The following is a 22,090-nucleotide window of genomic DNA, read 5'->3' as shown; positions in this document are numbered from 1 at the left end:
CCCCCGTATCGCGCTGAACGCGCTCGTCCTCAAACGCCGGACGGGCTGGATAGTCAGCCCGTCCGGCGTTTGAGGACAAAGGGGGGTCTGGGGGCACAGCCCCCAGGGATGGGACGGGTAGGGGCGGCGGGGGCGAAGAAAACCCCCCGCGCACCCCCGCACCGCTACCGCTGGCGCCCCCGCTTCGCCTCCATCGCCGCCCTCCCCTCCGCCCCCTTCTTCTTCCAGTCCTTCCGGATCTCCGCCCGCAACCGCGCATCCGTCTTCGCGACGATGTACTGGTTCTCCCGCAGCAGCTTGCGATAGCTGTCCAGGCGCCGCTGACCCAGCACCCCCGAGTCCACCGCCTCCAGCACCGCGCACCCCGGCTCCGCCGTATGCGCACAGTCCTGGAAGCGGCACCCCACAGCCAGTTCCTCGATCTCGGCGAAGACCTGCCCGACGCCCGTGCCCGCGTCCCAGAGGCCGACGCCACGCAGCCCCGGTGTGTCGATGAGGACGCCCCCACCGGGCAGGGCGAGCAGGTTGCGGGTGGTCGTGGTGTGCCGGCCCTTGCCGTCGGCGTCACGGGTGGCCTGGACCTCCATGACGTCCACGCCGAGCAACGCGTTCGCGAGCGTCGACTTGCCCGCACCGGACTGCCCCAGCAGCACGGCCGTACCGTCGGAGACGACCGCCGCGAGGACGTCGACGCCGTCCCCGTTGGTGGAACTGACGGTGAGCACCGGCACCCCGGGGGCAGTGGCCTCCACGTCCTGGACGAAATACGACAGGGTCGTCGCGTCGGGTACCAGGTCGGCCTTGGTGAGCACCACGACCGGCTGCGCACCCGATTCCCAGGCCAGCGCCAGGAACCGTTCGACGCGGCCGAGGTCGAGTTCGACGGCCAGCGACACGGCGACGATGGCGTGGTCGACGTTGGCCGCGAGGATCTGCCCCTCGGACCGCTTGGACGAGGTGGACCGTACGAACGCACTCCGGCGCGGCAGATACGTACGGACGTAACGGGGGTCGCCGACCGGCTCGACGACGGCCCAGTCGCCGGTGCAGATGACCCGCATCGGGTCGTGCGGCGTGACGAACGCGGTGTCGGCGCGCAGCACACCGTCGGCGGTGGCGACGTCGCACTGGCCCCGGTCGACGCGGATCACGCGGCCGACGAGCAGCCCTTCGGCCGCGTAGGGGGCGAATTCGGCTGCCCATGCGTCGTCCCAGCCGTAGGCGGCGAGCGCGTGGGAGGAAGCGGATGGAGCGGATGAAGACGAGAGGGAAGTCAAGGGAGACCCTTCACAAGGGCGGCCCCGGCGCGCGCACTTGGGCGCGAAGGAAGTGGGTGTCAGCCGGTGGCCACGGAGGTGGACTTGATGAACTTCTGGATGCGGGCAGCGCCCATCTCAAAGACAGCCATCGGGTCACACCTCCTCGTTGTCCTCGTCGTGCTTCTCGTCGTTGCCCCGCGTCGACCGAGGCGCTTCCACTCTAGGCGCGCCCCCGCTCGGCACGCCACCGAATATCCGGCTGAACAACTGGGGCCCCACCAGCCGTAACTGATCAGTGCGGCGGTTGGGACCGCACCGAGCGAAGGAGCACACCATGAAGGCGACCGCGCAGATCGGCGTCACCGGCCTGGCGGTGATGGGCCGGAATCTGGCCCGGAACTTCGCCCGGCACGGTTACACCGTGGCCCTCCACAATCGGACCCCCGCCAGGACCAAGGCGCTGGTCGAGGAGTTCGGGCACGAGGGCGAGTTCGTGGCCGCCGAGACGGCCGAGCAGTTCGTGGCGGCGCTGGAGCGGCCCCGCCGGCTCATGATCATGGTGCAGGCCGGGGCGGCCACCGACGCGGTGATCGACGAGTTCGCCGCCCTGCTGGAACCCGGCGACATGATCATCGACGGTGGCAACGCCCACTTCACCGACACCCGCCGCCGGGAACAGGCCCTGCGCGGGCTCGGGATCCACTTCGTGGGCGTGGGTGTCTCCGGGGGTGAGGAGGGCGCGCTGAACGGGCCGAGCATCATGCCCGGCGGCTCCGTGGCCTCGTACGCCGCGCTCGGGCCGATGTTCGAGACGATCAGCGCCAAGGTGGACGGCGAGCCCTGTGTCACCCACGTCGGGACGGACGGCGCCGGGCACTTCGTGAAGATGGTGCACAACGGCATCGAGTACGCCGATATGCAACTCATCGGCGAGGCCTACCATCTGCTGCGGCAGGTCGGAGGCTACGAGCCCGCGCGGATCGCCGAGGTGTTCCGGCAGTGGAACAAGGGGCGGCTCGACTCCTATCTGATGGAGATCACCGCCGAGGTGCTCGCCCACACCGACGCCGCCACCGGCAGGCCCTTCGTGGACGTGGTGGCCGACTCCGCCGGGCAGAAGGGCACCGGCCGCTGGACCGTACGGACCGCCCTCGACCTCGGTTCGCCGGTCACCGCCATCGCCCAGGCCACCTTCGCCCGCGCCGCCTCCGGCCAGAGCGCCCTGCGCGCCGCGTACCGCGAGCTGCCCGGCGGCACGAGCTGGGACCTCACCGCGTACGAGGCGGAGCGCTTCGCCTGCATCGTCGAGCACGCCCTGTACGCGTCGAAGCTCATCGCGTACGACCAGGGCTGGAAGATGATCATGGATGCGTCGGCCGAGTACGGCTGGGACATCGACCTCGGGGCGATCGCGAGGATCTGGCGCGGCGGGTGCATCGTCCGGGCCGCCTTCCTCGACCGGGTGCGGGCCGCGTACGCCGCCGATCCCCGCCGGGTCACGCTGCTCACCGACGAGGAGTTCGCGGCCGAGATCGCCGACTCCCAGGTCCCCTGGCGCGAGGTCGTCGCCACGGCCGCCCGGCACGGCGTCCCGGTCCCGGCCTTCTCCGCCGCCCTGTCCTACTACGACACCCTGCGCACCGAGCGTCTCCCGGCCGCCCTCACCCAGGGCCAGCGCGACTACTTCGGCGCCCACACCTACCGGCGCACCGACCGCGAGGGCCGCTTCCACACCCTCTGGGAGCGGGCGGACCGGAGTGAGAGCGAAGTGATCTGACCGAACCGTGAAGAACTCCGGCCACGCCCGTAGCGACATCGCTCGGCGTGGCCGGACCGGGTGGTGGTGCCCGTCTCAGGTCGTGCAGCGGGTGCCGTTCAGCGTGAAGTCGAACGCGGGCGCGTTCGTGCCCTGCCAGCTGGCCAGGAAGCCGAAGGAGACCGTGCCGTCGGCCGCGACCGTCCTGTTGTAGTCGGCGGCCGTGGCCGTGACGCGGGCGCCGTCCTGGGCGAAGCTCGCGTCCCACATCTGGCCGACCTGCTGGCCGTTGCGGAAGGACCAGGCGATGCTCCAGCCGTCGATGGCCTTCGCGGTGGTGACGCTGATGGTGGCCTGGAAGCCGTCGGGCCACTCGTTGACGAGGTCGTACTCGGCCTCGCAGGAGATCTCTTCGCTGTCGCTCTTGCTGGGGCTCGGCTTCGGCGCCGCACCGCTCGCGGTGGCCGTGGAGGTGCCCTGGGGCTCCGGGTCGGGCTTGTCGGAGGGGGTCGTGGACGTGTCCGGGGTCGACGGGTCGGTCGACGTGGACGGGGTGGCGCCCGCCGGGACGGTCACGCCGGACGGCAGTCCGCCCGGGTCGACCACGGGCCGGCCGTCGGTCGTGCCGCCCTTCGCGGAGACGTCGTTGCCGGAGCCGTCGAAGGGCATCAGCGAGACAGTGAGCGCCAGGGCGGAGACGATGACGGCCGCCACCAGGATCGCCGTACGGCCGATGCGCGGACGGGACTCCCCGACGGTGAGGCCGGTGTCGATGCCCGCTTCCCCGCGCCCGCCGAGCAGACCGGCCTCGGCGGCGCGGCGGCGCCGTTCCAGGTAGGCGAGCCCGCCCCAGCCGATGACACCGCCGGCGAGCGCGGAGGGCAGTCCGCTGGCCCCGCCGTACAGCCGCAGACAGGCGGCGGCCTCGGCGCACTCCACGCAGATCGCGAGGTGCCGGGAGAGGTCGTCGGGGATCTCCGCACCGTGCGAGCGGGAGACCGCGTCGAGCAGGCGGGCGAAGGCGCGGCAGTCGGAGGCCATCGGGGTGTCGAGGAGGTTGCGCTGGCACCGGTCTCTGAACAGACCGCGTACCTGGGCGAGTTCCTCGGCGGCGCTGTGGGGGTCGAGGCCGAGCCGGCGGGCGACGACGGGCAGCGGCAGCGACTCCACGTCGGCCAGCCAGAGCAGGGCCGCGTCCGGTTCCTGCATGTCGCGCAGGGCGCGCAGCGCGAGGGGGCGGCGCAGCGGCGGGCCCACGTACCGGGCGGCCTTGTCGGAGTTGAGCCACAGTCTCAGGTCGGGGTCGAGATGGTTGCCGTGCCCGGTCTCCTCCCAGGACGCGGCGGTACTGCGAACTGCCGCCAGGAGCAGGGGTATCCAGGGCAGGCGGGGTATGCGGCGTCCGGTGCTGCGGGCTCCGAAGTCGGCGGCGCGGGCCGCGTGGATACCGTGGGTGAACGCCTCGGCGGCGAGTTCGGTGCCGGCGGACGCGCCGGACGTGCAGAGGTCGGCGTACGAGAGGACCGCGTCCCAGCACTCCGAGAACAGCGCTGCCTCGGCGGCGTCCTGGGGGGTCGGCAGATCTGGCATATGGGGGGACTCCAGCATCAACGGCTTGCACACGCCAACGTCAAGGTCAACTGACCCCAAGAACAGGGGAGTTGGGAACCGTTTTGCAAAACGGAGCCCGAGCTTTTCACGTTTCCCGCACAACTGACAAGCGACGTATTCACATGTCGTCACATGTCAACGCGGACTCGCCGTACGGGGTCCGGAGTTACCGGGAACCACGCGTGGTTCCCAGTCCCCCCATACGGATCGAGGTGGTGTTCCGTTCAGACTTTCGACGCCGGATCTTCGACTCCGGATCCTCGGCTCAGATCTTCGCCGCCGAATCCCGGGCCGGCAGGCTGTCCATGAAGGAGCTGACGGAGAACACGGCGCGGCCGGGGCCGGGTTCGCCGTAGCCGGGGGGCGAGTCGAGGCCGAAGTCGTCCATCGTCTGGCGATAGGCCTGCAAGAGCCGGATGTGGTATTCCAGCGGCGCGCCCTGGGGGTTGGCCTTGCCGAGCGGGGTCGTGGGCTCGGGGCACCAGGTGGTGAAGCGGGGCGTGATGCCGTGCGACATGAAGAAACGCAGGCCCTCGGTGGTCGACTCGATCGCCTCGTCGACCGTCTTGAAGCCGAACGGCTCGGCCATCTCCACGCCCGCCACGAAATTGGGGATGACATTGCGCGCGCCGAAGACCTCCGCCGAGTCGAGGATGCGCTTGTGCCATTCGTCGCGGCCGACATACCGCTCCTTGCCGGGGCAGTACATCTTGAAGAGGTACTCGTCCCACACCTCGTAGTTGGGGTGGTAGATCTGGACGCCGTAGTCCTTGAAGCGCTGTACGTCGTCCTTCGGGAGCGCCTGGGCGACGACCTTGCCGATCCAGCGGCCCGGGAAGTGCTCCTCGATGGCCTTGGCGTACATGCCGTAGAAGTCGGCCTCGTCACGGCCCTGGAGCTTGGAGGTGATGGCGCCGCCGGTGAGGGTGTAGGCGGTGGAGGCCTTCGCCGTGTCGTAGCGGTTGATGATCTCCAGGGCTTCCAGGACCTCGTCGACGTCCTTCACGCCCGTGTAGGGCCGCCCGGCCGCCTTGTGCTGGCGCCAGTTGTGGTTGATGTCGCAGTACTGGCACTCCTCCTTGGCGCCGAAGTACTGGCAGACCCGGAAGACGGTCAGATAGACGAGGTAGCCCCACTGGATGGTGGGGGCGACCTCCATGACGGACTTCCCGTTGGAGAGCTTGTGCTTGTAGTACTCGGGCATCGGCGGCACCCCGACGTCCGAGATCCGCTTCCCGTCGAGGTAGAGGCCGAGCACGCCGTGCTCGTCGGCGGCCACCCGGTAGGGGGAGGCCGGGTTCACCCGGACCGACACGACGGTCCGGCGCAGGTCGTACGGGCCTCCGGTGAGGATGATCTCCTCCGGCGGGCGGCGCAGCGCGGCCTCGCCCAGCTCGGGGAGGGTGCCGTGGTCGAAGGAGAAGATGAAGTACGACTTCGGCTTGACCTCGCCGCCCTCGTTGTCGCTGAGCGCGGACGGGTCGAAGGCCACACCACCCCTGAGCAGGTCTTCTTTGAAGACGGCCTCGCGCGGTACGTGCGGAAAGCGCTCCATCAGATCCTCGACCAGCGCGGTGCGGCTGCCCATCCCGTGTCTCCTCCAGCTCCGGCGGTAATCCGGCGTTCGACTCCTCACGGTATGCCCCCGCCTGCGTGTCCGTGGCCTCGGGGCCCCTCGGGCATGTCACACACCCCTGCGTGAGAAGGTCGACACATCTGAGCGGAGGGACGGACCCGATGGCCGAGACGCTGACCAACTGGGCGGGCAACATCATCTACACGCCCAAGGAGCTGCACCGACCGCACACCCCGGCCGCGCTGCGGGCGCTCGTCGCGGAGAGCGCGCGGGTGCGGGTGCTGGGCAGCGGGCACTCGTTCAACGAGATCGCCGAGCCGGGCGACGGCGGCGTCCTGCTCTCGCTGGCCGCGCTGCCGCCGGAGATCGACGTCGACACCACGGCCCGTACGGTCCGGGTAGGGGGCGGGGTCCGGTACGCGGAGCTGGCCCGGGTCGTCCACGGGCGCGGGCTCGCGCTGCCCAACATGGCGTCCCTCCCGCACATCTCGGTGGCGGGATCGGTGGCGACCGGTACGCACGGTTCGGGCGTCGGCAACGGTTCGCTGGCCGCCCCGGTGCGCGAGGTCGAGCTGGTCACGGCGGACGGTTCGACGCTGACGATCGCGCGGGGCGAGGACGGTTTCGACGGCGCCGTCACCGCGCTCGGCGCGCTGGGCGTGGTCACCGCGCTCAGCCTCGACCTGGAGGCGGACTTCGAGGTCGAGCAGTACGTGTTCACCGAACTGCCCCTGGAGGGGCTGGACTTCGAGGCCGTGGCGGGGGCCGCGTACAGCGTGAGTCTGTTCACGGACTGGCGCGGTCCGGGCTTCCGGCAGGTGTGGCTGAAGCGGCGTACCGATCAGTCACCACCGGACTTCCCGTGGGCCGCGCCCGCCACCGAGGCGATGCACCCGGTGCCGGGGATGCCGGCCGTGCACTGCACCGAGCAGTTCGGCGTGCCGGGCCCCTGGAACGACCGACTCCCCCATTTCCGGGCGGAGTTCACGCCCAGCAACGGCGAGGAGCTCCAGTCGGAGTATCTGCTGCCGCGCCCCTACGCCCTCGACGCCCTGCGTTCCCTCGACGCGATCCGGGACGTCGTCGCGCCGGTGCTCCAGGTGTGCGAGGTGCGGACGATCGCCGCCGACGACCAGTGGCTGAGCCCGGCGCACGGACGGGACAGCGTGGCGTTCCACTTCACCTGGGTCGCGGACACGGAGGCGGTGCTGCCCGTCGTACGCCGGGTCGAGACGGCCCTGAACCCGTTCGGCCCGCGTCCCCACTGGGGCAAGGTGTTCACCGTGGCACCGGAGGTGCTGCGCGGCCGGTACCCACGCCTGCCGGACTTCACGGCACTGGCAGCGTCCCTGGACCCGTCGGCGAAGTTCACCAACGCGTTCGTACGGGAGATGCTCGGCGACTGATCCACCGGGTGTGCCGCCAAGTGCGGGGAGACTTTCTTCAGCCCCTTTCCTAACCCCTTGTCGAACCTCCCCCGCTGCCCATAGCCTGGCGCGGCGCCGGTGCCGTCGTGCCCCGGCCTGTCTGCACTGAGGTCTGCACGGCGAAGGGGCAAGCCCGGTGGTGAAGCGCACATCACGTGACATCCGCACCGCTAACCGCTATGAGGTGCTGCGCCAGATCATCGCCCACTCCCCCACCTCCCGCCAGGAGCTGGCGGCGGCCACGGGGCTGAGCCTGGCCACGGTCGCCACGCTCGTCGGTGAGCTGCTCGATCTGCGGATGATCACGGAGGTCGGGTTCGAGGACTCGGCGGGCGGCCGTCCCCGGGGGCTCGTGGCCGTCAACGCGTCGGGGGGCGCGCTGATCGGCGTCGACATCGCGGAGACGTACGTCCATGTCGAGCTGTTCGACCTCGCGCTGAACGTGCTGGCCCGCGCCGACGAGGACATGCGCCCCGGCGAGAGCCTGCCCGAGCAGGTGGTCAGCCATGTGGCCGCCGCCGTGGGCTCGGTGGTCGCACAGGCCGGTATCGAGGGCGCGCGGGTGCTGGGCGTCGGGGTGAGCGTGCCGGGGCAGGTGGACCGGGACACCGGCATCTCGGAGTACGCGCCCAACTGGGACTGGCACGACGTGCCGCTGCTCGATCTGCTGTCCGAGGTCATCGCCTACCCCCTCTACCTGGACAATCCGCTGCGCGCCGGCGCGGTCGCGGAGATGTGGTTCGGGGCGGCACGCGGACGCGGGGACACGGTGGTGGTCAACCTCGGTACGGGGGTCGGCGCCGGGCTCGCGCTCCAGGGCGGGCTGTACCGGGGGGTGAGCAACAGCGCCGGCGAGTGGGGACACACCACGCTCGTCCTCGACGGACGGCTGTGCCGCTGCGGCAACCACGGCTGCGTGGAGGCCTATGTCGGCGCGCCCGGCATCATGCTGAACCTGCGGGAGATCGGCCCGAGCAGCCCGCTGCTCCACCCCGACGACCAGACCGCCACCATCGACGCGCTGGCCCGGGGTGTGGACGCGCAGGACCCGGTGGCGCTCAAGGTCGTACGGGAGACGGCCCGTTACATCGGCGCGGGCATCGCGAACCTGGTCAACGTCCTCAACCCGGAAGTGGTCGTGCTCAGCAGCTGGGTGGCCCGCAGGCTCGGCGAACCGCTGCTGCACGAGGTGCGCGAGGCCGTCGGCCGGCACGCGCTGCCACGGCCGATGGCCGCCACCGAGATCGTCCTGTCCGCCATCCCCACCGATCCGGCGTGTCTGGGCGCGGCGACGTTCGCCCTCGAAGGCGCGCTGTCCTCGGCAACCCAGCGGTCGTCGTCCGCCCGGCGCGCCGGTCCGATGCCCCTGAAGTAGGTCCGGGCCGGCGGCCAACCAGCCCTGCGCGAACCGTGGTTGACACGGTCCGCGGCTTCGCCGTGTCCGGCGTCGACCCGCCGCGTCCGACATCCCGAACGCCCGGCAACGTTTCGAACGGGCTTCGTCCAACCCCTTGCCGAAGCCTTAGCCGAAGGTTAACGTCCCGCTCCGCAACGTCATTTGAGCCATCTGGCGCTGAAGCGACAGGGCCGCAGCCGCACTCGAGACAAGGACGTCACATGTCGGCATTGAGCAACAGCAACTGGGACCGCCGGAACGTTCTGCGGGCCGCCATGGGCCTGGCCGCCGCCGGTGGACTCACCGCGTGCGGCGGCAACACGGGCCGCAGCAGCGGGGGTTCGGGCGACGCACTCGTCCAGTACTTCCACGCGTACGGTGAGGCGGGCACCGAGCAGGCGATCAAGAAGTACGCGAAGGCCTACAGCAAGGCCAACGTCTCCACGCAGTGGATCACCAGTGCCGACTACGAGAGCAAGCTCTTCGCGACGCTGCTCACCGACAACGCGCCCGACCTCTTCGAGTTCCACCCGCAGATGCAGATGATCACGAGCGGCCAGGTGGCGGACCTGACCGACATCATCACGCCGGTCAAGGACGACTTCAATCCGGCCGACATCAAGTCGCACACGGTGGACGGCAAGATATACGGCGTCCGCATGATCGACGACCCGCAGTTCTTCTTCTACCGCAAGTCGATGCTGGAGGCGGCCAAGGTCGAGGTGCCGACCACGCTCGACGAGCTGATGGAGGCCGCGGCCAAGCTCACCACCGGCAAGGTCAAGGGCCTGTACATGGGCGACGACCTGCACAGTGTCATCAACCCGATGATCTGGTCGGCCGGCGCCGACACCCTCGACGAGAAGAACCAGATCGCCTACCACACCCCCGGCGTCATCGAGGGCATCAAGAAGATGCGCAAGCTGTTCACCAGCGGCGACCTTCTCCTCGGCGCACCGACCGCGTCCTGGGACCCCTCCTCGCTCAACCAGGGCCTGTGCGCCATCCAGTTCTGCGGCATGTGGGCCATGCCGGGGATCCAGGCCGCGCTCGGCGACGACTGGGGGGTCTTCCCCTTCCCGAAGACCATCGACTCGGGCAAGCAGTCGGTCTACAACGGCGGCTGGTCGATGTTCGTCAACGCCAAGGGCGACAACGTCGAGGCGGCCAAGGCGTACGTGAAGTGGCTGTGGCTCGACCAGAAGGAGTACCAGGAGGACTGGGCCACCTCCTACGGCTTCCACATCCCGCCGCGCTCCTCGCTCGCGAAGACGGCGACCAAGCTCAAGTCGGGCAACGCCGCCGAGGGCGTCCGGCTCTTCAACGAGTTCGGGCACTTCGACAACATCGGCTGGACCCAGGCCATGATCACCTCCCTCGAGGACGTGTTCGCCAACAGTGTCCGCAAGGACATGGACCCGGAGGCCGCGCTCGACAAGGCCGACACGGCCGTCAACCGCGAGCTCAAGAAGCTGTTCGGATAGGCCGCGGGACGGATCACGACATGTCGACGACCGAAACGCGCGACCTCGCGCTCCCCGCCCCGGCGAAGGCCTCACCGGCCAAGCCGCGGCGGGGTCTGCGGGGCAGCCCCACCTTCAACTTCTGGCTCTTCACCGGACCGTTCGTCATCGGCCTGGGGATCTTCGTCTACGCGCCGATCCTCTGGAGTCTCTGGCTCAGTTTCTTCGAGGCCCGCTTCACCGTCACGCCCGACAAGTTCGTCGGCTTCGACAACTACGTGTACATGCTGACGAACGACGACTTCGTCGGCTCGCTCGGCACCTTCACCGCCTTCGCCGCGTTCATCGTGCCGACCACCTGGGCGCTCTCGCTGGGTCTGGCCCTGCTGGTGAACCGGCTGCGCTTCATGCGGGCGTTCTTCCGGTCGGTCTTCTTCCTGCCGACCGCGTGCAGTTACGTGGCCGCCTCGCTGATCTGGAAGATGTCCATCTTCAGCGGGGTCAGGTTCGGCCTGATGAACACGGTTCTCGCCTGGTTCGGGATCGACAACATCGCCTGGCTGGTCGACCCCAATCCGCCCTGGTACTGGTTGGTCATCGTCAGCGCACGTCTGTGGCTGCAGTCCGGCTTCTACATGATCCTGTTCATCGCGGCGCTGCAGAACATACCGGGCGAGCTGTACGAGGCCGCCGCCATCGACGGCGCAAAGCCGGGCTGGCAGACCTTCCGGTACATCACGCTGCCCCAGCTGCGCGCCACGTCCACCGCGGTGGTCCTGCTGCTGCTCATCGCCGCGTACCAGGCCTTCGACGAGTTCATCAACCTCCTGTCGAAGACCACCTGGGGCCGTCCGCCCCTGGTCGAGCTGTACTACAAGGCCCTGGGCGAGAGTCAGGACTACGGTGCCGGCAGCGCCGGCGCGATCATCCTGACCGTGCTGATCTGTGCCGTGACCCTGCTCCAGGGCAAGTTCATGGGCTTCGGAAGGGGGGAGGAGTCCAAGTGACCACCACCATGCCCGAGGTGCGGGAACCCGCGCCGCCGTCAGGCAAGCCGCGCCGCGACAGGCGCGGTGGCGGCGTGATGAGCTCCACCGGGCTCTACATCGCCACCGGGATCGCCGGCTTCTTCTTCCTGGTCCCGTTCTACCTGCTGGTCCGCAACGCCCTCTCCACCGATGTCGAGATCACCGGAGAGCACTGGAAGTTCTTCCCCACGGACATCCAGTGGGGCAACATCAGCGAACTGTTCACCGACGAGACGGTGCCCTTCGCGCAGTCCCTGTGGAACTCGGCGGTCGTGGCCACCCTGCACACCGTCGGCACCCTGCTGGTGTGCTCCCTCGCGGGCTACGGCCTCGCCCGCATCCCGTACAAGCACGCCAACAAGGTCTTCTACGCCGTCCTGGGCACCCTGATGGTCCCGACGGCCGTCACCTTCATCCCGAGCTTCGTACTGGTCTCGTCCCTCGGCTGGGTGGACACCTACCGGGGTCTCATCCTCCCGGGCCTGTTCAGTGGTTTCACCTGCTTCCTGTTCCGGCAGTATTTCCTGGGGTTCCCCAAGGAGCTGGAGGAGGCGGCGCGGGTGGACGGACTGGGCTACTGGGGTGCGTACTGGCGCATCGTGGTGCCCAACTCGCTGAACTTCTTCGCGGCGATGGCGACCATCACCTTCATCAACGGCTGGAACTCCTTCCTGTGGCCGCTGGTCATCGGCCAGAGTCCGGATTCGTGGACCGTTCAGGTCGCGCTCTCCAACTACATGACCAACCAGACCGTCGTCTTCCATATCATCTTCATGGCCACCGCCTTTTCCATCCTGCCCCTGGTGTTCGTGTTCCTCTTCCTCCAGCGCTGGCTGGTCCAGGGGATCGCGCAGACCGGCATCAAGGGCTGAGCCGCCTATTGGGCTGAACTAGGAGACCGATGTCCTCCCGCACCACGGCCACGTCCACCGACTACGTCGAGGACGTCTCACCCGGCACCGGGGCCCTTCCGCCCCGCGCCTGGTACGCGTCCTCGGACGCCGGTTCGCTGTCCCTCAACGGCAGCTGGAGTTTCCGGCTGTCGCCGACCGCCGACGGCGCGGACGACTCGTTCGCCGAGCCGGGGTACGACGCCGGGGACTGGGCCGAGGTGACGGTCCCCGGGCACTGGGTCCTCCAGGGCGACGGGGCCTTCGGCTCGCCGATCTACACCAACCACCTCTACCCCTTCCCGGTCGACCCGCCCCGCGTGCCGACCGAGAACCCGACCGGCGACCACCTGCACGTCTTCGACCTACCGTCCGACTGGCCCGATCTGTCGGACGGCGGGGCGGTGCTGCGCTTCGACGGGGTCGAGTCGTGCGCCCGGGTGTGGCTGAACGGCACGGAGATCGGCGAGTTCAAGGGCTCACGGCTGGCCCACGAGTTCGCGGTCGGGCGGCTGCTGAAGCCGAGCGGGAACGTCCTCGCGGTCCGGGTCCACCAGTGGTCGGCGGGCTCGTACCTGGAGGACCAGGACCAGTGGTGGCTGCCGGGCATCTTCCGTGACGTCACGCTGCTGCACCGCCCGGCGGGCAGCGTCCTCGACTTCTTCGTGCACGCCTCGTACGAACACACGACCGGCGAGGGCACGCTCCGCGTCGAGTCCGACATCGACGGGCGGGTCACCGTCCCCGAGCTGGACATCGATGTCAGGACCGGCGAGCCGGTGACGGTCGCCGTCGAGCCGTGGACCGCCGAGACCCCCCGCCTCTACGACGGTGTGCTGGTCACGGCCGGTGAGCGGGTGCCGTTGCGCATCGGCTTCCGGACCGTCGAACTGTCCGACGGGCTGATCAAGGTCAACGGCAAGGCGGTCCTCTTCAAGGGTGTCAACCGCCACGAGTGGCACCCCGAGAAGGGCCGCGCCCTCGACCTGGAGACCATGCGGGCCGACGTACTGCTGATGAAGCGGCACAACCTGAACGCCGTCCGTACCTCGCACTACCCGCCGCACCCGGCCTTCCTCGACCTGTGCGACGAGTACGGCCTGTGGGTCATCGACGAGTGCGACCTGGAGACCCACGGCTTCACCGAGCAGAACTGGCGCGACAACCCGGTCGACGACGACCGCTGGACCCCGGCCCTCCTGGACCGCGCGTCCCGGATGGTCGAGCGCGACAAGAACCACCCGTCGGTCGTCATCTGGTCGCTGGGCAACGAGGCCGGCACCGGACGCGGGCTGACCGCCATGGCCGAGTGGATCCACAGCCGCGACAGCTCCCGGCTCGTGCACTACGAGGGCGACTGGGACTGCCGCGACACGGACATGTACTCCCGCATGTACGCCGACCACGCGGAGACCGAGCGCATCGGCCAGGGTCTGGACGGTGGCACGCAGAAGCGCCGCCAACTCCCCTTCATCCTCTGCGAGTACGGGCACGCCATGGGCAACGGCCCCGGCGGCATCGCCGACTACCAGCGCATCTTCGAGGCCCACGACCGTATCCAGGGCGGCTTCATCTGGGAGTGGATCGACCACGGCATCAAGGACGAGCGGTTCGGCTACGCGTACGGCGGCGACTTCGGCGAGGAGCTGCACGACGGCAACTTCGTCTGCGACGGCCTGATCTTCCCGGACCGCACGCCCTCCCCCGGGCTGGTCGAGTACAAGAAGGTCATCGAGCCGGTCCGCATCACGGGCGACGGCACGGACGGCACCGTACGCGTGACGAACGCGTACGACTTCGCCGACCTCTCCGCGCTCACCTTCGTATGGTCGTACGACGTCGACGGCACGGCGGTCGAAACCGGCACCCTCGCCGTGCCCGCGACCCTGGCTCCCGGCGAGTCGGCGGAGGTGAAGCTGCCGCAGCCACCGGCCGACGGCGGGGGCGCCGAGACCTGCTGGACCGTGCGGGCCACACTCGCCGAGGACACGACGTGGGGGCCGCAGGGCCATCCGGTGGCCTGGGGCCAACTCCCCGTCCACGCCCGCACCCTGGTGAACGTCGCCGCGAGCGAGCGTCCCGCCGAGTCCAGGTTCCTGCGTCTCAGCACCGGAAGCGAGCCTTCCGCCCGCGACGAGTGGGACGGCATCATGCTCGGTCCTGGCGTCTTCAGCCCCTCGACCGGCGCATTGAAGTCGATCAACGGAGTCGATGTCATCGGCCCGAAGCTGGACGTGTGGCGGGCGCCCACCGACAACGACTTCGGCGCGGCCTGGCAGCCCGACATCCGCTACGGCGTGCTGTGGCGCAAGCTGGGCCTGCACCGGATGCAACACCGCCTGGACTCCGTGGAGTTGGGCACGGACTCGCTGACCGTACGGACCCGGGTGGCGCCCGCCGCCGCCGAGGTGGGCCTGAACACGGTGTACCGCTGGACGTCCGACGGCGACAAGCTGAAGCTGACCGTGACCGTCAATCCCGAGGGCGACTGGACGTTGCCGCTGCCGAGGCTCGGTATCCGGCTCGGACTGTCGGAGGCGGACAGGGTGGCTTGGTTCGGCGGCGGCCCCGGTGAGGGATATCCCGACACCAACGCGGCTTCCATGCTGGCCCGTTGGGAGTCCACGGTCGACGGCCTCCAGACGCCCTACCTCCGCCCGCAGGAGAACGGCGCCCGGACCGACGTACGTTGGGCGGAGATCGGCGGGCTGCGGGTCGACGGCGACCCGGAGTTCTGGTTCACGGCCCGCCGCTGGACGAGCGAACAGCTCGACGCGGCCGAGCACCTCACCGACCTGACGCCCGGCGACACGGTGTGGGTCAACCTCGACCACGGCCAGCAGGGCATCGGCTCACAGTCCTGCGGGCCGGGCGCGCTTCCGCAGTATCTGCTGAGGGTTCAGCCCGCTGAATTCTCCGTTGTCTTCTCGGTCATCGACGACTGAGTATGTTACCGGTCACACGGCCGTTCGGCTTCGCAGCCGGACGGCCGTGTTCGTGCGTCGCGAGTTCCCGGAGGTTCCCTGAGTGAGTGGTTCCATAGAGGTCCGTGGCCTGTCCCGGACCTTCCACACCACCGTGCGGCGTCCCGGTTTCACCGGCGCGCTGCGCTCCCTCGTCCAGCCGGAACGGGTCGCGAAGGACGCCGTCTCCGACATCACCTTCGACGTGGCGCCGGGCGAACTCCTGGCCCTGCTCGGCCCGAACGGCGCCGGCAAGTCGACGACCATCAAGATGCTCACCGGCATCCTCACCCCCACGTCCGGCGAGGCACGCGTCGCCGGCGTGGTGCCGTACCTGGAGCGGGAGCGCAACGCCCGCAACATCGGGGCGGTGTTCGGCCAGCGCACCCAGCTCTGGTGGGACCTGCCGGTGCGTGAGTCGTTCTCGATCCTCCGGGACATCTACGAGATACCCAAGCCCGAACACGACGTAAGGCTGCGAGAGTTCGACGACCTGCTCCAGCTCTCCACGTTCTGGGACACGCGCGTACGGCATCTGTCACTGGGCCAGCGGGTGCGCTGCGACCTCGCGGCGGCGCTGCTGCACGATCCGCCGGTGGTGTTCCTCGACGAACCCACGATCGGCATGGACGTGGTGGTGAAGGAGCAGGTACGGGAGTTCCTGCGCCACCAGGTGGAAGAACGCGGCCGGACGGTGTTGCTGACCACGCACGACATGACAGAGGTCGAGCGGCTCGCCGAGCGGGTCGTCCTCGTCAACCACGGCCGGCTCGTACTGGACGGCACGCTGGACGAGATCAAGAAGAGGTTCGGCTCGACCTGGCAGGTCCGCGCGACCCTGGCGGACCCGCACGCGGAGGTCGTGGCGCTCCCGGGCATCGCACTGCTCCGCCGCGAGGGCCCGCAGGTGGTCTTCGGCCCCGACGACGGTCCGGACGCCCCGACGGTCCACCAGGCGCTCAAACGGGTCATCGAGCGGTACGAGGTAACGGACATCGCCCTCGACGAGGCCGACCTGGAGGACGTGATGCGGGCCGCGTACGTCCACGCCGAGGCTCCGACTCCGCACGAGGGCGGCTGACATGGCCGTCCTGCACGCCTGGCGGGCCACCAGGGTCACGCCCCTCGGTGAGCTGCACGCCCCGCCCCGGATGACCGCCGCCCTGGTCCGGCTGACCGTCCAGGTGGTCCTGGTCGCGTCCCTGTGGAACGGCCTGTACCAGCAGACCGGTACGACGGCCGGCCTCGACCGCGACCAGGCGGTGACGTACGCCGTGATGGCCGTACTCGCCTCCCGGCTGCGGGAGTTGGACCAGTACGCGGGCCGCGACTCCATGCTCCAGCACATGCACTTCGGCACGATCGTGTACTGGTACCTGCGCCCACTGCCGCCCCAGCGCTACTACGCGCTCCGCGCACTCGGCGAGCAACTGTACGGGTTCGCCTGGGCGTTGACCGGGTACGTCCTCTGCCTGGCCGTCGGCGTGGTCGAGCCGCCCGAATCAGCGGCCGTGGCCGGGGTGTTCGCGCTGAGCCTGCTGCTCGGCCAATGGGTCATGTACTACGTCATGCTGGTCCTGGACCAGCTGTGCTTCTGGACGCTGCGCAACGGCTCCGCGATGATGATCCTGATCTTCGCGCAGAACCTGATGTCCGGGGTGTACGCGCCGCTGTGGTTCTTCCCCGACTGGTTCATCACGCTGAGCGGCTTCCTGCCGTTCCAGGCGACGCTGAACGTACCGCTGTCGCTGTACATCGGCCGCATCCCGTTGTCGGACGCGCCCGCCCAACTCGCCGTACAGGCCGCCTGGGTGGTGGCGCTCGCCCTGTTCACCCGGCTGCTGTGGCAGCGGGCGGCCCGGCGCGTGATCTCGCAAGGAGGCTGACATGACGTCAAAACCGGTGTCATTCAACGGCTTTCGGATCGCGTGGCGGATCACGAAGCTCAACTTCCGTGCTCAGCTGGAGTATCGCTCCGAGTTCCTGATGAACATCGCCATCGGCGCCATCTGGCAGGTGTCGGTGATCGTCTTCGCGACGGTGCTGCTGACCCGGTTCACCGGGATGGGCGGCTGGGACAGCTCGGAGGTACTGCTGATCCCCGCGACCCGGATGCTGGCGCACGGCATCTTCGTCCTGTTCCTCGGCCGGCTGCACGGCATCGGCCGGATCATCCAGGAGGGGATGATCGACACCTACCTGGTCCGCCCGATGCCGGTGTACCGCCAGGTCCAGCTGTCCGTGTTCCCCACCAACGCCATCGGCGACCTGACGGTCGCCGTGGGCCTCATGGTCGGCGCACTGTCCCGGAGCAACCTGGACTGGACGGCGGGCCGTATCTCGTACCTGGTGGCCTGTGTCCTGGGCGGAATGCTCCTGGAGGCGGCCCTGTTCACGGTGGTGGCCTGCGCGTCGCTGCGCTTCCCGGCCGCCGACTACTGGGGCCGCTGGCTGGAGGAGCTCCTGGGAACGTTCGGCAGCTACCCCCTCAACGTGCTGCCGAGGACGGTGAGCGGCTTCCTCACTTTCGGCCTGCCGCTCGCGTTCGTCGCGTACTTCCCCGCAGCGGTACTGACCGGCCACGCCAACGACACGGGCGTGCCGTACTGGCTGGCGGCGTCGTCGCCGTTGCTGGGGTTGGTGGCGTTTCTGGGGGCGCGGTGGCTTTGGCGGTGGAGCTTGGGGCACTACACGGGGGTGAACGGGTAGCGGGCACAGCGAGCCTGTTGGCCGTACGCGGAGCCCTGCCAACATTTCCGTCCCTGGAAGCCTGCCATCGCGGTCCCCCTCGGGCTCCGGCCGGGCCCGGCATGCGCGTCTATGAGGAAAACCCATATCCGCCAGGGCCGACACCGTCCTGCGGCGACAGATATTCCCCCAGGGCGTCTGGCAGAACGACCCGGACGCACCCTCGCGAAGGCGACGTACTGCCCCCGAACCAGTCGAGAGGTATTCAACGCGGAAGCAGAAGTATCAGCAGGGTGGATCGGCCTACGAGCTCGTGCATGGTTGGCGGTGAGACATCGAGCTCTTGAACGTTGATCATGATTGCGTAGTGGGGAACTCGACTCGTGCACTGGTCGTCAGCAACCAGCGGATCACGGGCCTTACGGTCGATGTGATCGCTGAACTTGTCGCCGAGGTCGGCCCGTTGTGGCATGAACGCCACCAGACCAAGCTTGCCTCCCGGCAGCGGAAGCAAGCCAGAGGCGCCGGCGCGAAGCACCGGCTGGTGTTCGTCGACCGCCTGCTGGCCACTCTCGACCATCACCCGGGCCGTCACCGAGGGGCGACCCCTGCTCGCCGAGCGGGGGTGCACCATCAGCCCCGACGTACGGCTGCGGACCCTGGCCGAAGTCATCGACCATCTCGGCGGGACCGCAAAGACCGGCATCATCGACGGCACCGAGACCCGGGTCCGGCGGTCGGCCCAAGGGCGCAAGGACCGGGCCAAGTTCATCTCAGGGAAGAACAAGCAGAACGCCGTCAAGTCCATGGTGGTCACGGACGGCGAAGGACTCGTGCTGTGGTGTAGCCCGGCCGAGCCCGCGAGTTACGCTGCCATCACCCACGCACGCCAGTTGGGGCTGGTCGGGCTCCTGGCCGGTGGGCCTGGGGGGCGAGATCCTCGCCGATGCCGGCTACCAGGGGATCGGCGCGCAGACCGGCGGACGTGTAGTGGCGCCACCGCACCGCAAGTTCAAGAAGAACGCCCCGGACTGGTACCAGGAGACTAACGAGCGGCAGCGCAAGGCACATTCCTCACGCCGTATCCGGGTCGAGCACGGCATTGCACATCTCAAGAAGTGGCGGACGCTGGCCCGACACCTCGGCCGCCGCGAGCACATGAGCGACACGGTGCCAGCCATCGCCGGCCTGCTGTCCCACCAGCAGACCGCGTACCTGACATCGGCTCAGCAGGTGTGAACCCCGTGCCCCACCGAAGTCCTCGACCGTCTCACCGCCAACCATGCACGAGCTCGTTGGGCAGCACGGTGCTGGCCGAGGGAAGAGCATCGTCTGGCTGCCCTGGACTTACCGGATCGCAGGTGGCGTCCCGGCCATGCGGCTATCGTTTCATCATGAGCCAGCGCAACTATTTTCGAGACGACCCGGACCCAGAGAACGATCGGTTGGAGCGTCGAGCATTTGCAGACGGCGTCGTTCACGCTCTTGACCAAGTACGACAGCAAAGCAAATCGAGCGTCACTGGACTCATCGGGCCTTGGGGATCGGGAAAGTCTACGACTCTTTCCATGATTCTTGAATCCTTGCGTGACCATCAGAACGGTGGATGGACTGTAGTTGATCTGAACCCTTGGATGTATAGCGATGCCGAGTCGCTGCAACTTGGGTTCTTCGTGGCTCTTCGTGAGGCACTTCCGAGTGGGCGTAAGTGGAGCCGAAAAAGGGAGCGTATAGGGAACTTCTTCACAGCGGTGGCTCCATTTGGCAAGGTGAATGGCCTTGCTGGAGTGGATGCTAGTTCAGCAATTGACTCCATGGGTAGTCGAATTGCTGGCGACGTCACCGCAAATGGAGTTAAGGCTAAAGCCGAGAAAGTGTTGGAAGAGCTTGAAGAGCCCATGATCTTCATCATGGACGACTTGGATCGACTTACGCCGGACGAGCTCTTGATGGTGTTTAAGCTCGTCCGCCTCGTTGGTCGACTACCCAACGTTTACTACTTGTTGGCATATGATGAGAAGACTTTGCTTGACCTGATCCAGCAGACGAACGTTGCCGCGGGAGACAGGGTGCGCGCCAGAGACTATATGGAGAAGATAGTCCAAGTGCGCTTCGATGTGCCACCCATGAGGCCAAAGCAAGCTTCGATGCTATTGGATGAGGCAATCAACGAACTAACGGATCGCTATGAAATATCGGTGAGCCAGGAGGACATTTCCCGCTTCAGTGCAGCATATCGGGACCACATTTCCTCGTTCCTCACCACGCCCCGCTCAGTCAATCGATATATGGCACAGATTGATGCACTGTATGATGCATTGAATGACGAGGTGAATTTTATTGATTTCTGCCTGGTGACGTTCCTGCGAACATTTGAGCCAGAGGTCTATAAGCACATTGCCGGCTCATGGAGGGGTGAACTTCTAGGTGAAGACACTTGGGTGAGGCTGGGGAAGACTTCGGATAATCCTGAGCGCAGGATTCGCTGGCTGGAGAAGCTTCAGGAGGCGCACGTTGCCCCAGGGGATGTAGCGTCCATGTTTGATCTTTTGGCGTCTCTGTTTCCTCCACTTAATATGATCAAGAATAACTACGGTGGCGGTATCTCATATTTGCACTCCGAGGTGGAGCGCAGGCGGGGCGTAGGGCACCGTGACTATTTTGATCGATACTTTTCATTCGGCGTTCCTGGCGATGATGTAGCTGACCGAACCATTAGCAATTGGGTTAGCAGGTTGAATGGGGGCGAATTTACCGATGTAACGGCCGATGTTCGTCACGCGTTGATTCAAGATACAGCCCGAGTCGCAAGGAAGCTGGAACGAAGAGTTATTGGATTTCCTCAAGCCTCAGTTCACCTGTTGCCCATACTCGCAGATGCGCGCGCCAATGTTGAGCATGAATTTCTGTCCATCAGCGGAAGTCCGCTTATCTCTATTGAGAGACTGGCCCTTGCGGCTGCGAAACAGGTTCCTGATGAGCTTATCGACTCGGCTGTTTCGGAGATGGACTCGTTTGAGTTTGGCGCCTTTTTGGCATCTGAAATTCTCAATGACCTAAGAAGCGATGCCGAGGTGGCCGACACTTCTCGTTTCGCTTCGGCTGTCATCCTTGTACTTCGCAATCGAGTTGCCAACTTTCTAAATAAGGACCTTTCCGAGGTCTCGCAGCATGAGTTTCGGCACGTGTTTCATTGGCGGCGTGCCGCAGGACATGATGTAGCCGACCCGATAATTAGAGATTCTCTTTCTGATGGTTCGTGGGACCCTCTGGAATTTGCGGCCAAGAATGTGAGTGTTGCGTTCAGTAGTAGTGGTGAGTCTCTATCCGATTTGCAGCTTGATGTACTCGACGAGGTCGCCGGACTCGCCTATTTTTATGAGAGGCTTGTGGACCAGATAGACGCCGCAGAAATAGGCGTACCTAATCACCTGCCAGTTTCCGACGAGAATCGCAAACGGGTGGCCCTTAGCCATCTGAAGCGACGGAGGGCGGCCGACAGTCAACCAAACAGCGAGAGATAGTCAAACCACTACCGCAACGGCATGGGAAGCTGGATGCGGAGACTGGATGTTTTGGAAGGGGAGTCCGCGTGGCGCAGGCTAGTACTGCATCCTCAGATCTTGTGACTGGTGATCGGTACTGACTGTTTGTCCGGTCATGCTGATGGATGTGAGTACGGAGGACGTTGAGGGGTGGACGGGGGAACTGACTGCCCTGATGGGCGGGTTGGGCATCTGTTCGCCCGGCCGGAGCCGCGGGAGGTATTCGCCGATCTGATCGACGGGCTGCTGTCGGACCTGGGCCACAAGAACGGCTGGACGATGGCAGGGCTGGCTGGGCATGCCACCCGTACCGGATCCAGAAGTTCCTCGGTGAGGCGTCCTAGAGCGCGGACGCGCTGTTGGCCGAGGTGCAGGCGTACGTGGCACGGGAGTTGGGGGTCCGAGCGCGACGCTGGTACTGGACGACACCCAGGTGATCCAAAAGGGTGACAAGCCCGTCGGGGTCAGCCACCAGCACTGCGAGACGA

16 protein-coding genes are annotated in these 22,090 nt (G+C 67.3%); 12 read left to right on the top strand and 4 right to left on the bottom strand.

The genetic code is table 11. The annotated features are described in order from the left end of the window. Positions 1 to 164 precede the first annotated feature (164 nt). A complete protein-coding gene (rsgA, locus tag ACFYXF_RS41155; protein ID WP_389357425.1) occupies positions 165 to 1,277 on the bottom strand; it encodes a ribosome small subunit-dependent GTPase A in 1,113 nt (370 codons plus the stop codon). Positions 1,278 to 1,593: 316 nt separating this feature from the next. Between rsgA and gndA the strand changes: the two genes are divergently transcribed. Next, positions 1,594 to 3,036, top strand: a complete 1,443-nt coding sequence (gene gndA / locus ACFYXF_RS41150) for an NADP-dependent phosphogluconate dehydrogenase (RefSeq protein WP_389357423.1) — start codon at positions 1,594 to 1,596, stop codon at positions 3,034 to 3,036. Positions 3,037 to 3,111: 75 nt separating this feature from the next. Here the strand turns inward: gndA and ACFYXF_RS41145 are convergent, their stop codons facing one another. Both ACFYXF_RS41145 and ACFYXF_RS41140 read right to left on the bottom strand, forming a co-directional pair. Further along, positions 3,112 to 4,605, bottom strand: coding sequence for a cellulose binding domain-containing protein (locus ACFYXF_RS41145; protein ID WP_389357421.1), 1,494 nt, complete (start codon positions 4,603 to 4,605; stop codon positions 3,112 to 3,114). 286 nt (positions 4,606 to 4,891) lie between these two features. Then, positions 4,892 to 6,214 (bottom strand): radical SAM protein, encoded by a 1,323-nt coding sequence (locus tag ACFYXF_RS41140; protein ID WP_389357419.1) that lies wholly within the window; start codon positions 6,212 to 6,214, stop codon positions 4,892 to 4,894. Positions 6,215 to 6,363: 149 nt separating this feature from the next. On the opposite strand from ACFYXF_RS41140, the gene ACFYXF_RS41135 reads away from it, so the two are divergent. From ACFYXF_RS41135 to ACFYXF_RS41095, 9 genes are all read left to right on the top strand, one after another. Further along, positions 6,364 to 7,608 (top strand): FAD-binding protein, encoded by a 1,245-nt coding sequence (locus tag ACFYXF_RS41135; RefSeq protein WP_389357417.1) that lies wholly within the window; start codon positions 6,364 to 6,366, stop codon positions 7,606 to 7,608. A gap of 160 nt (positions 7,609 to 7,768) precedes the next feature. Beyond that, on the top strand, positions 7,769 to 9,004 hold the full coding sequence (locus ACFYXF_RS41130; protein ID WP_389357451.1) for an ROK family transcriptional regulator: 1,236 nt from the start codon (positions 7,769 to 7,771) through the stop codon (positions 9,002 to 9,004). 242 nt (positions 9,005 to 9,246) lie between these two features. Beyond that, the gene (locus ACFYXF_RS41125) at positions 9,247 to 10,509 is read left to right on the top strand and encodes an ABC transporter substrate-binding protein (protein ID WP_389357415.1); all 1,263 of its coding nucleotides are present in this window, start codon (positions 9,247 to 9,249) and stop codon (positions 10,507 to 10,509) included. A gap of 20 nt (positions 10,510 to 10,529) precedes the next feature. Then, positions 10,530 to 11,495, top strand: a complete 966-nt coding sequence (locus ACFYXF_RS41120) for a carbohydrate ABC transporter permease (RefSeq protein WP_389357413.1) — start codon at positions 10,530 to 10,532, stop codon at positions 11,493 to 11,495. Beyond that, the gene (locus ACFYXF_RS41115; RefSeq protein WP_389357411.1) at positions 11,492 to 12,388 is read left to right on the top strand and encodes a carbohydrate ABC transporter permease; all 897 of its coding nucleotides are present in this window, start codon (positions 11,492 to 11,494) and stop codon (positions 12,386 to 12,388) included. Before ACFYXF_RS41120 ends, ACFYXF_RS41115 begins: the two co-directional genes overlap by 4 nt. A gap of 29 nt (positions 12,389 to 12,417) precedes the next feature. Beyond that, complete coding sequence (locus tag ACFYXF_RS41110) at positions 12,418 to 15,351, top strand: glycoside hydrolase family 2 TIM barrel-domain containing protein (protein WP_389357409.1); 2,934 nt, start codon at positions 12,418 to 12,420, stop codon at positions 15,349 to 15,351. Positions 15,352 to 15,433: 82 nt separating this feature from the next. Continuing rightward, positions 15,434 to 16,450, top strand: a complete 1,017-nt coding sequence (locus tag ACFYXF_RS41105) for an ATP-binding cassette domain-containing protein (protein WP_389357407.1) — start codon at positions 15,434 to 15,436, stop codon at positions 16,448 to 16,450. A 1-nt stretch (position 16,451) separates the two neighbouring features. After that, the gene (locus tag ACFYXF_RS41100; RefSeq protein WP_389357405.1) at positions 16,452 to 17,255 is read left to right on the top strand and encodes an ABC transporter permease; all 804 of its coding nucleotides are present in this window, start codon (positions 16,452 to 16,454) and stop codon (positions 17,253 to 17,255) included. A 1-nt stretch (position 17,256) separates the two neighbouring features. Continuing rightward, positions 17,257 to 18,078 (top strand): ABC transporter permease, encoded by an 822-nt coding sequence (locus ACFYXF_RS41095; RefSeq protein WP_389357403.1) that lies wholly within the window; start codon positions 17,257 to 17,259, stop codon positions 18,076 to 18,078. Positions 18,079 to 18,322: 244 nt separating this feature from the next. Here the strand turns inward: ACFYXF_RS41095 and ACFYXF_RS41090 are convergent, their stop codons facing one another. Then, positions 18,323 to 18,652: a hypothetical protein gene (locus ACFYXF_RS41090; RefSeq protein WP_389357401.1), complete on the bottom strand. Its 330-nt coding sequence runs from the start codon at positions 18,650 to 18,652 to the stop codon at positions 18,323 to 18,325. 323 nt (positions 18,653 to 18,975) lie between these two features. Here ACFYXF_RS41090 and ACFYXF_RS41085 point away from each other — a divergent pair, with 323 nt between their 5' ends. Beyond that, on the top strand, positions 18,976 to 19,296 hold the full coding sequence (locus ACFYXF_RS41085) for a transposase family protein (RefSeq protein WP_389357399.1): 321 nt from the start codon (positions 18,976 to 18,978) through the stop codon (positions 19,294 to 19,296). A gap of 155 nt (positions 19,297 to 19,451) precedes the next feature. Continuing rightward, on the top strand, positions 19,452 to 21,581 hold the full coding sequence (locus ACFYXF_RS41080; RefSeq protein WP_389357397.1) for a P-loop NTPase fold protein: 2,130 nt from the start codon (positions 19,452 to 19,454) through the stop codon (positions 21,579 to 21,581). Positions 21,582 to 22,090: the final 509 nt, after the last annotated feature.

The sequence above is a fragment of the Streptomyces sp. NPDC002680 genome (assembly GCF_042889145.1).
GTDB classification, from domain to species: Bacteria; Actinomycetota; Actinomycetes; order Streptomycetales; family Streptomycetaceae; genus Streptomyces; species Streptomyces adonidis.
This window is presented reverse-complemented; position numbering and strand designations above follow the sequence as displayed.

What these genes read in the sequence shown, in the direction of transcription:
- gndA (WP_389357423.1), top strand. Translation starts at nt 1,594, where the DNA reads ATGAAGGCGACCGCGCAGATCGGCGTCACCGGCCTGGCGGTGATGGGC.
- ACFYXF_RS41145 (WP_389357421.1), bottom strand. Translation starts at nt 4,605, where the DNA reads ATGCCAGATCTGCCGACCCCCCAGGACGCCGCCGAGGCAGCGCTGTTC.
- ACFYXF_RS41140 (WP_389357419.1), bottom strand. Translation starts at nt 6,214, where the DNA reads ATGGGCAGCCGCACCGCGCTGGTCGAGGATCTGATGGAGCGCTTTCCG.
- ACFYXF_RS41135 (WP_389357417.1), top strand. Translation starts at nt 6,364, where the DNA reads ATGGCCGAGACGCTGACCAACTGGGCGGGCAACATCATCTACACGCCC.
- ACFYXF_RS41125 (WP_389357415.1), top strand. Translation starts at nt 9,247, where the DNA reads ATGTCGGCATTGAGCAACAGCAACTGGGACCGCCGGAACGTTCTGCGG.
- ACFYXF_RS41120 (WP_389357413.1), top strand. Translation starts at nt 10,530, where the DNA reads ATGTCGACGACCGAAACGCGCGACCTCGCGCTCCCCGCCCCGGCGAAG.
- ACFYXF_RS41110 (WP_389357409.1), top strand. Translation starts at nt 12,418, where the DNA reads ATGTCCTCCCGCACCACGGCCACGTCCACCGACTACGTCGAGGACGTC.
- ACFYXF_RS41100 (WP_389357405.1), top strand. Translation starts at nt 16,452, where the DNA reads ATGGCCGTCCTGCACGCCTGGCGGGCCACCAGGGTCACGCCCCTCGGT.
- ACFYXF_RS41095 (WP_389357403.1), top strand. Translation starts at nt 17,257, where the DNA reads ATGACGTCAAAACCGGTGTCATTCAACGGCTTTCGGATCGCGTGGCGG.
- ACFYXF_RS41080 (WP_389357397.1), top strand. Translation starts at nt 19,452, where the DNA reads ATGAGCCAGCGCAACTATTTTCGAGACGACCCGGACCCAGAGAACGAT.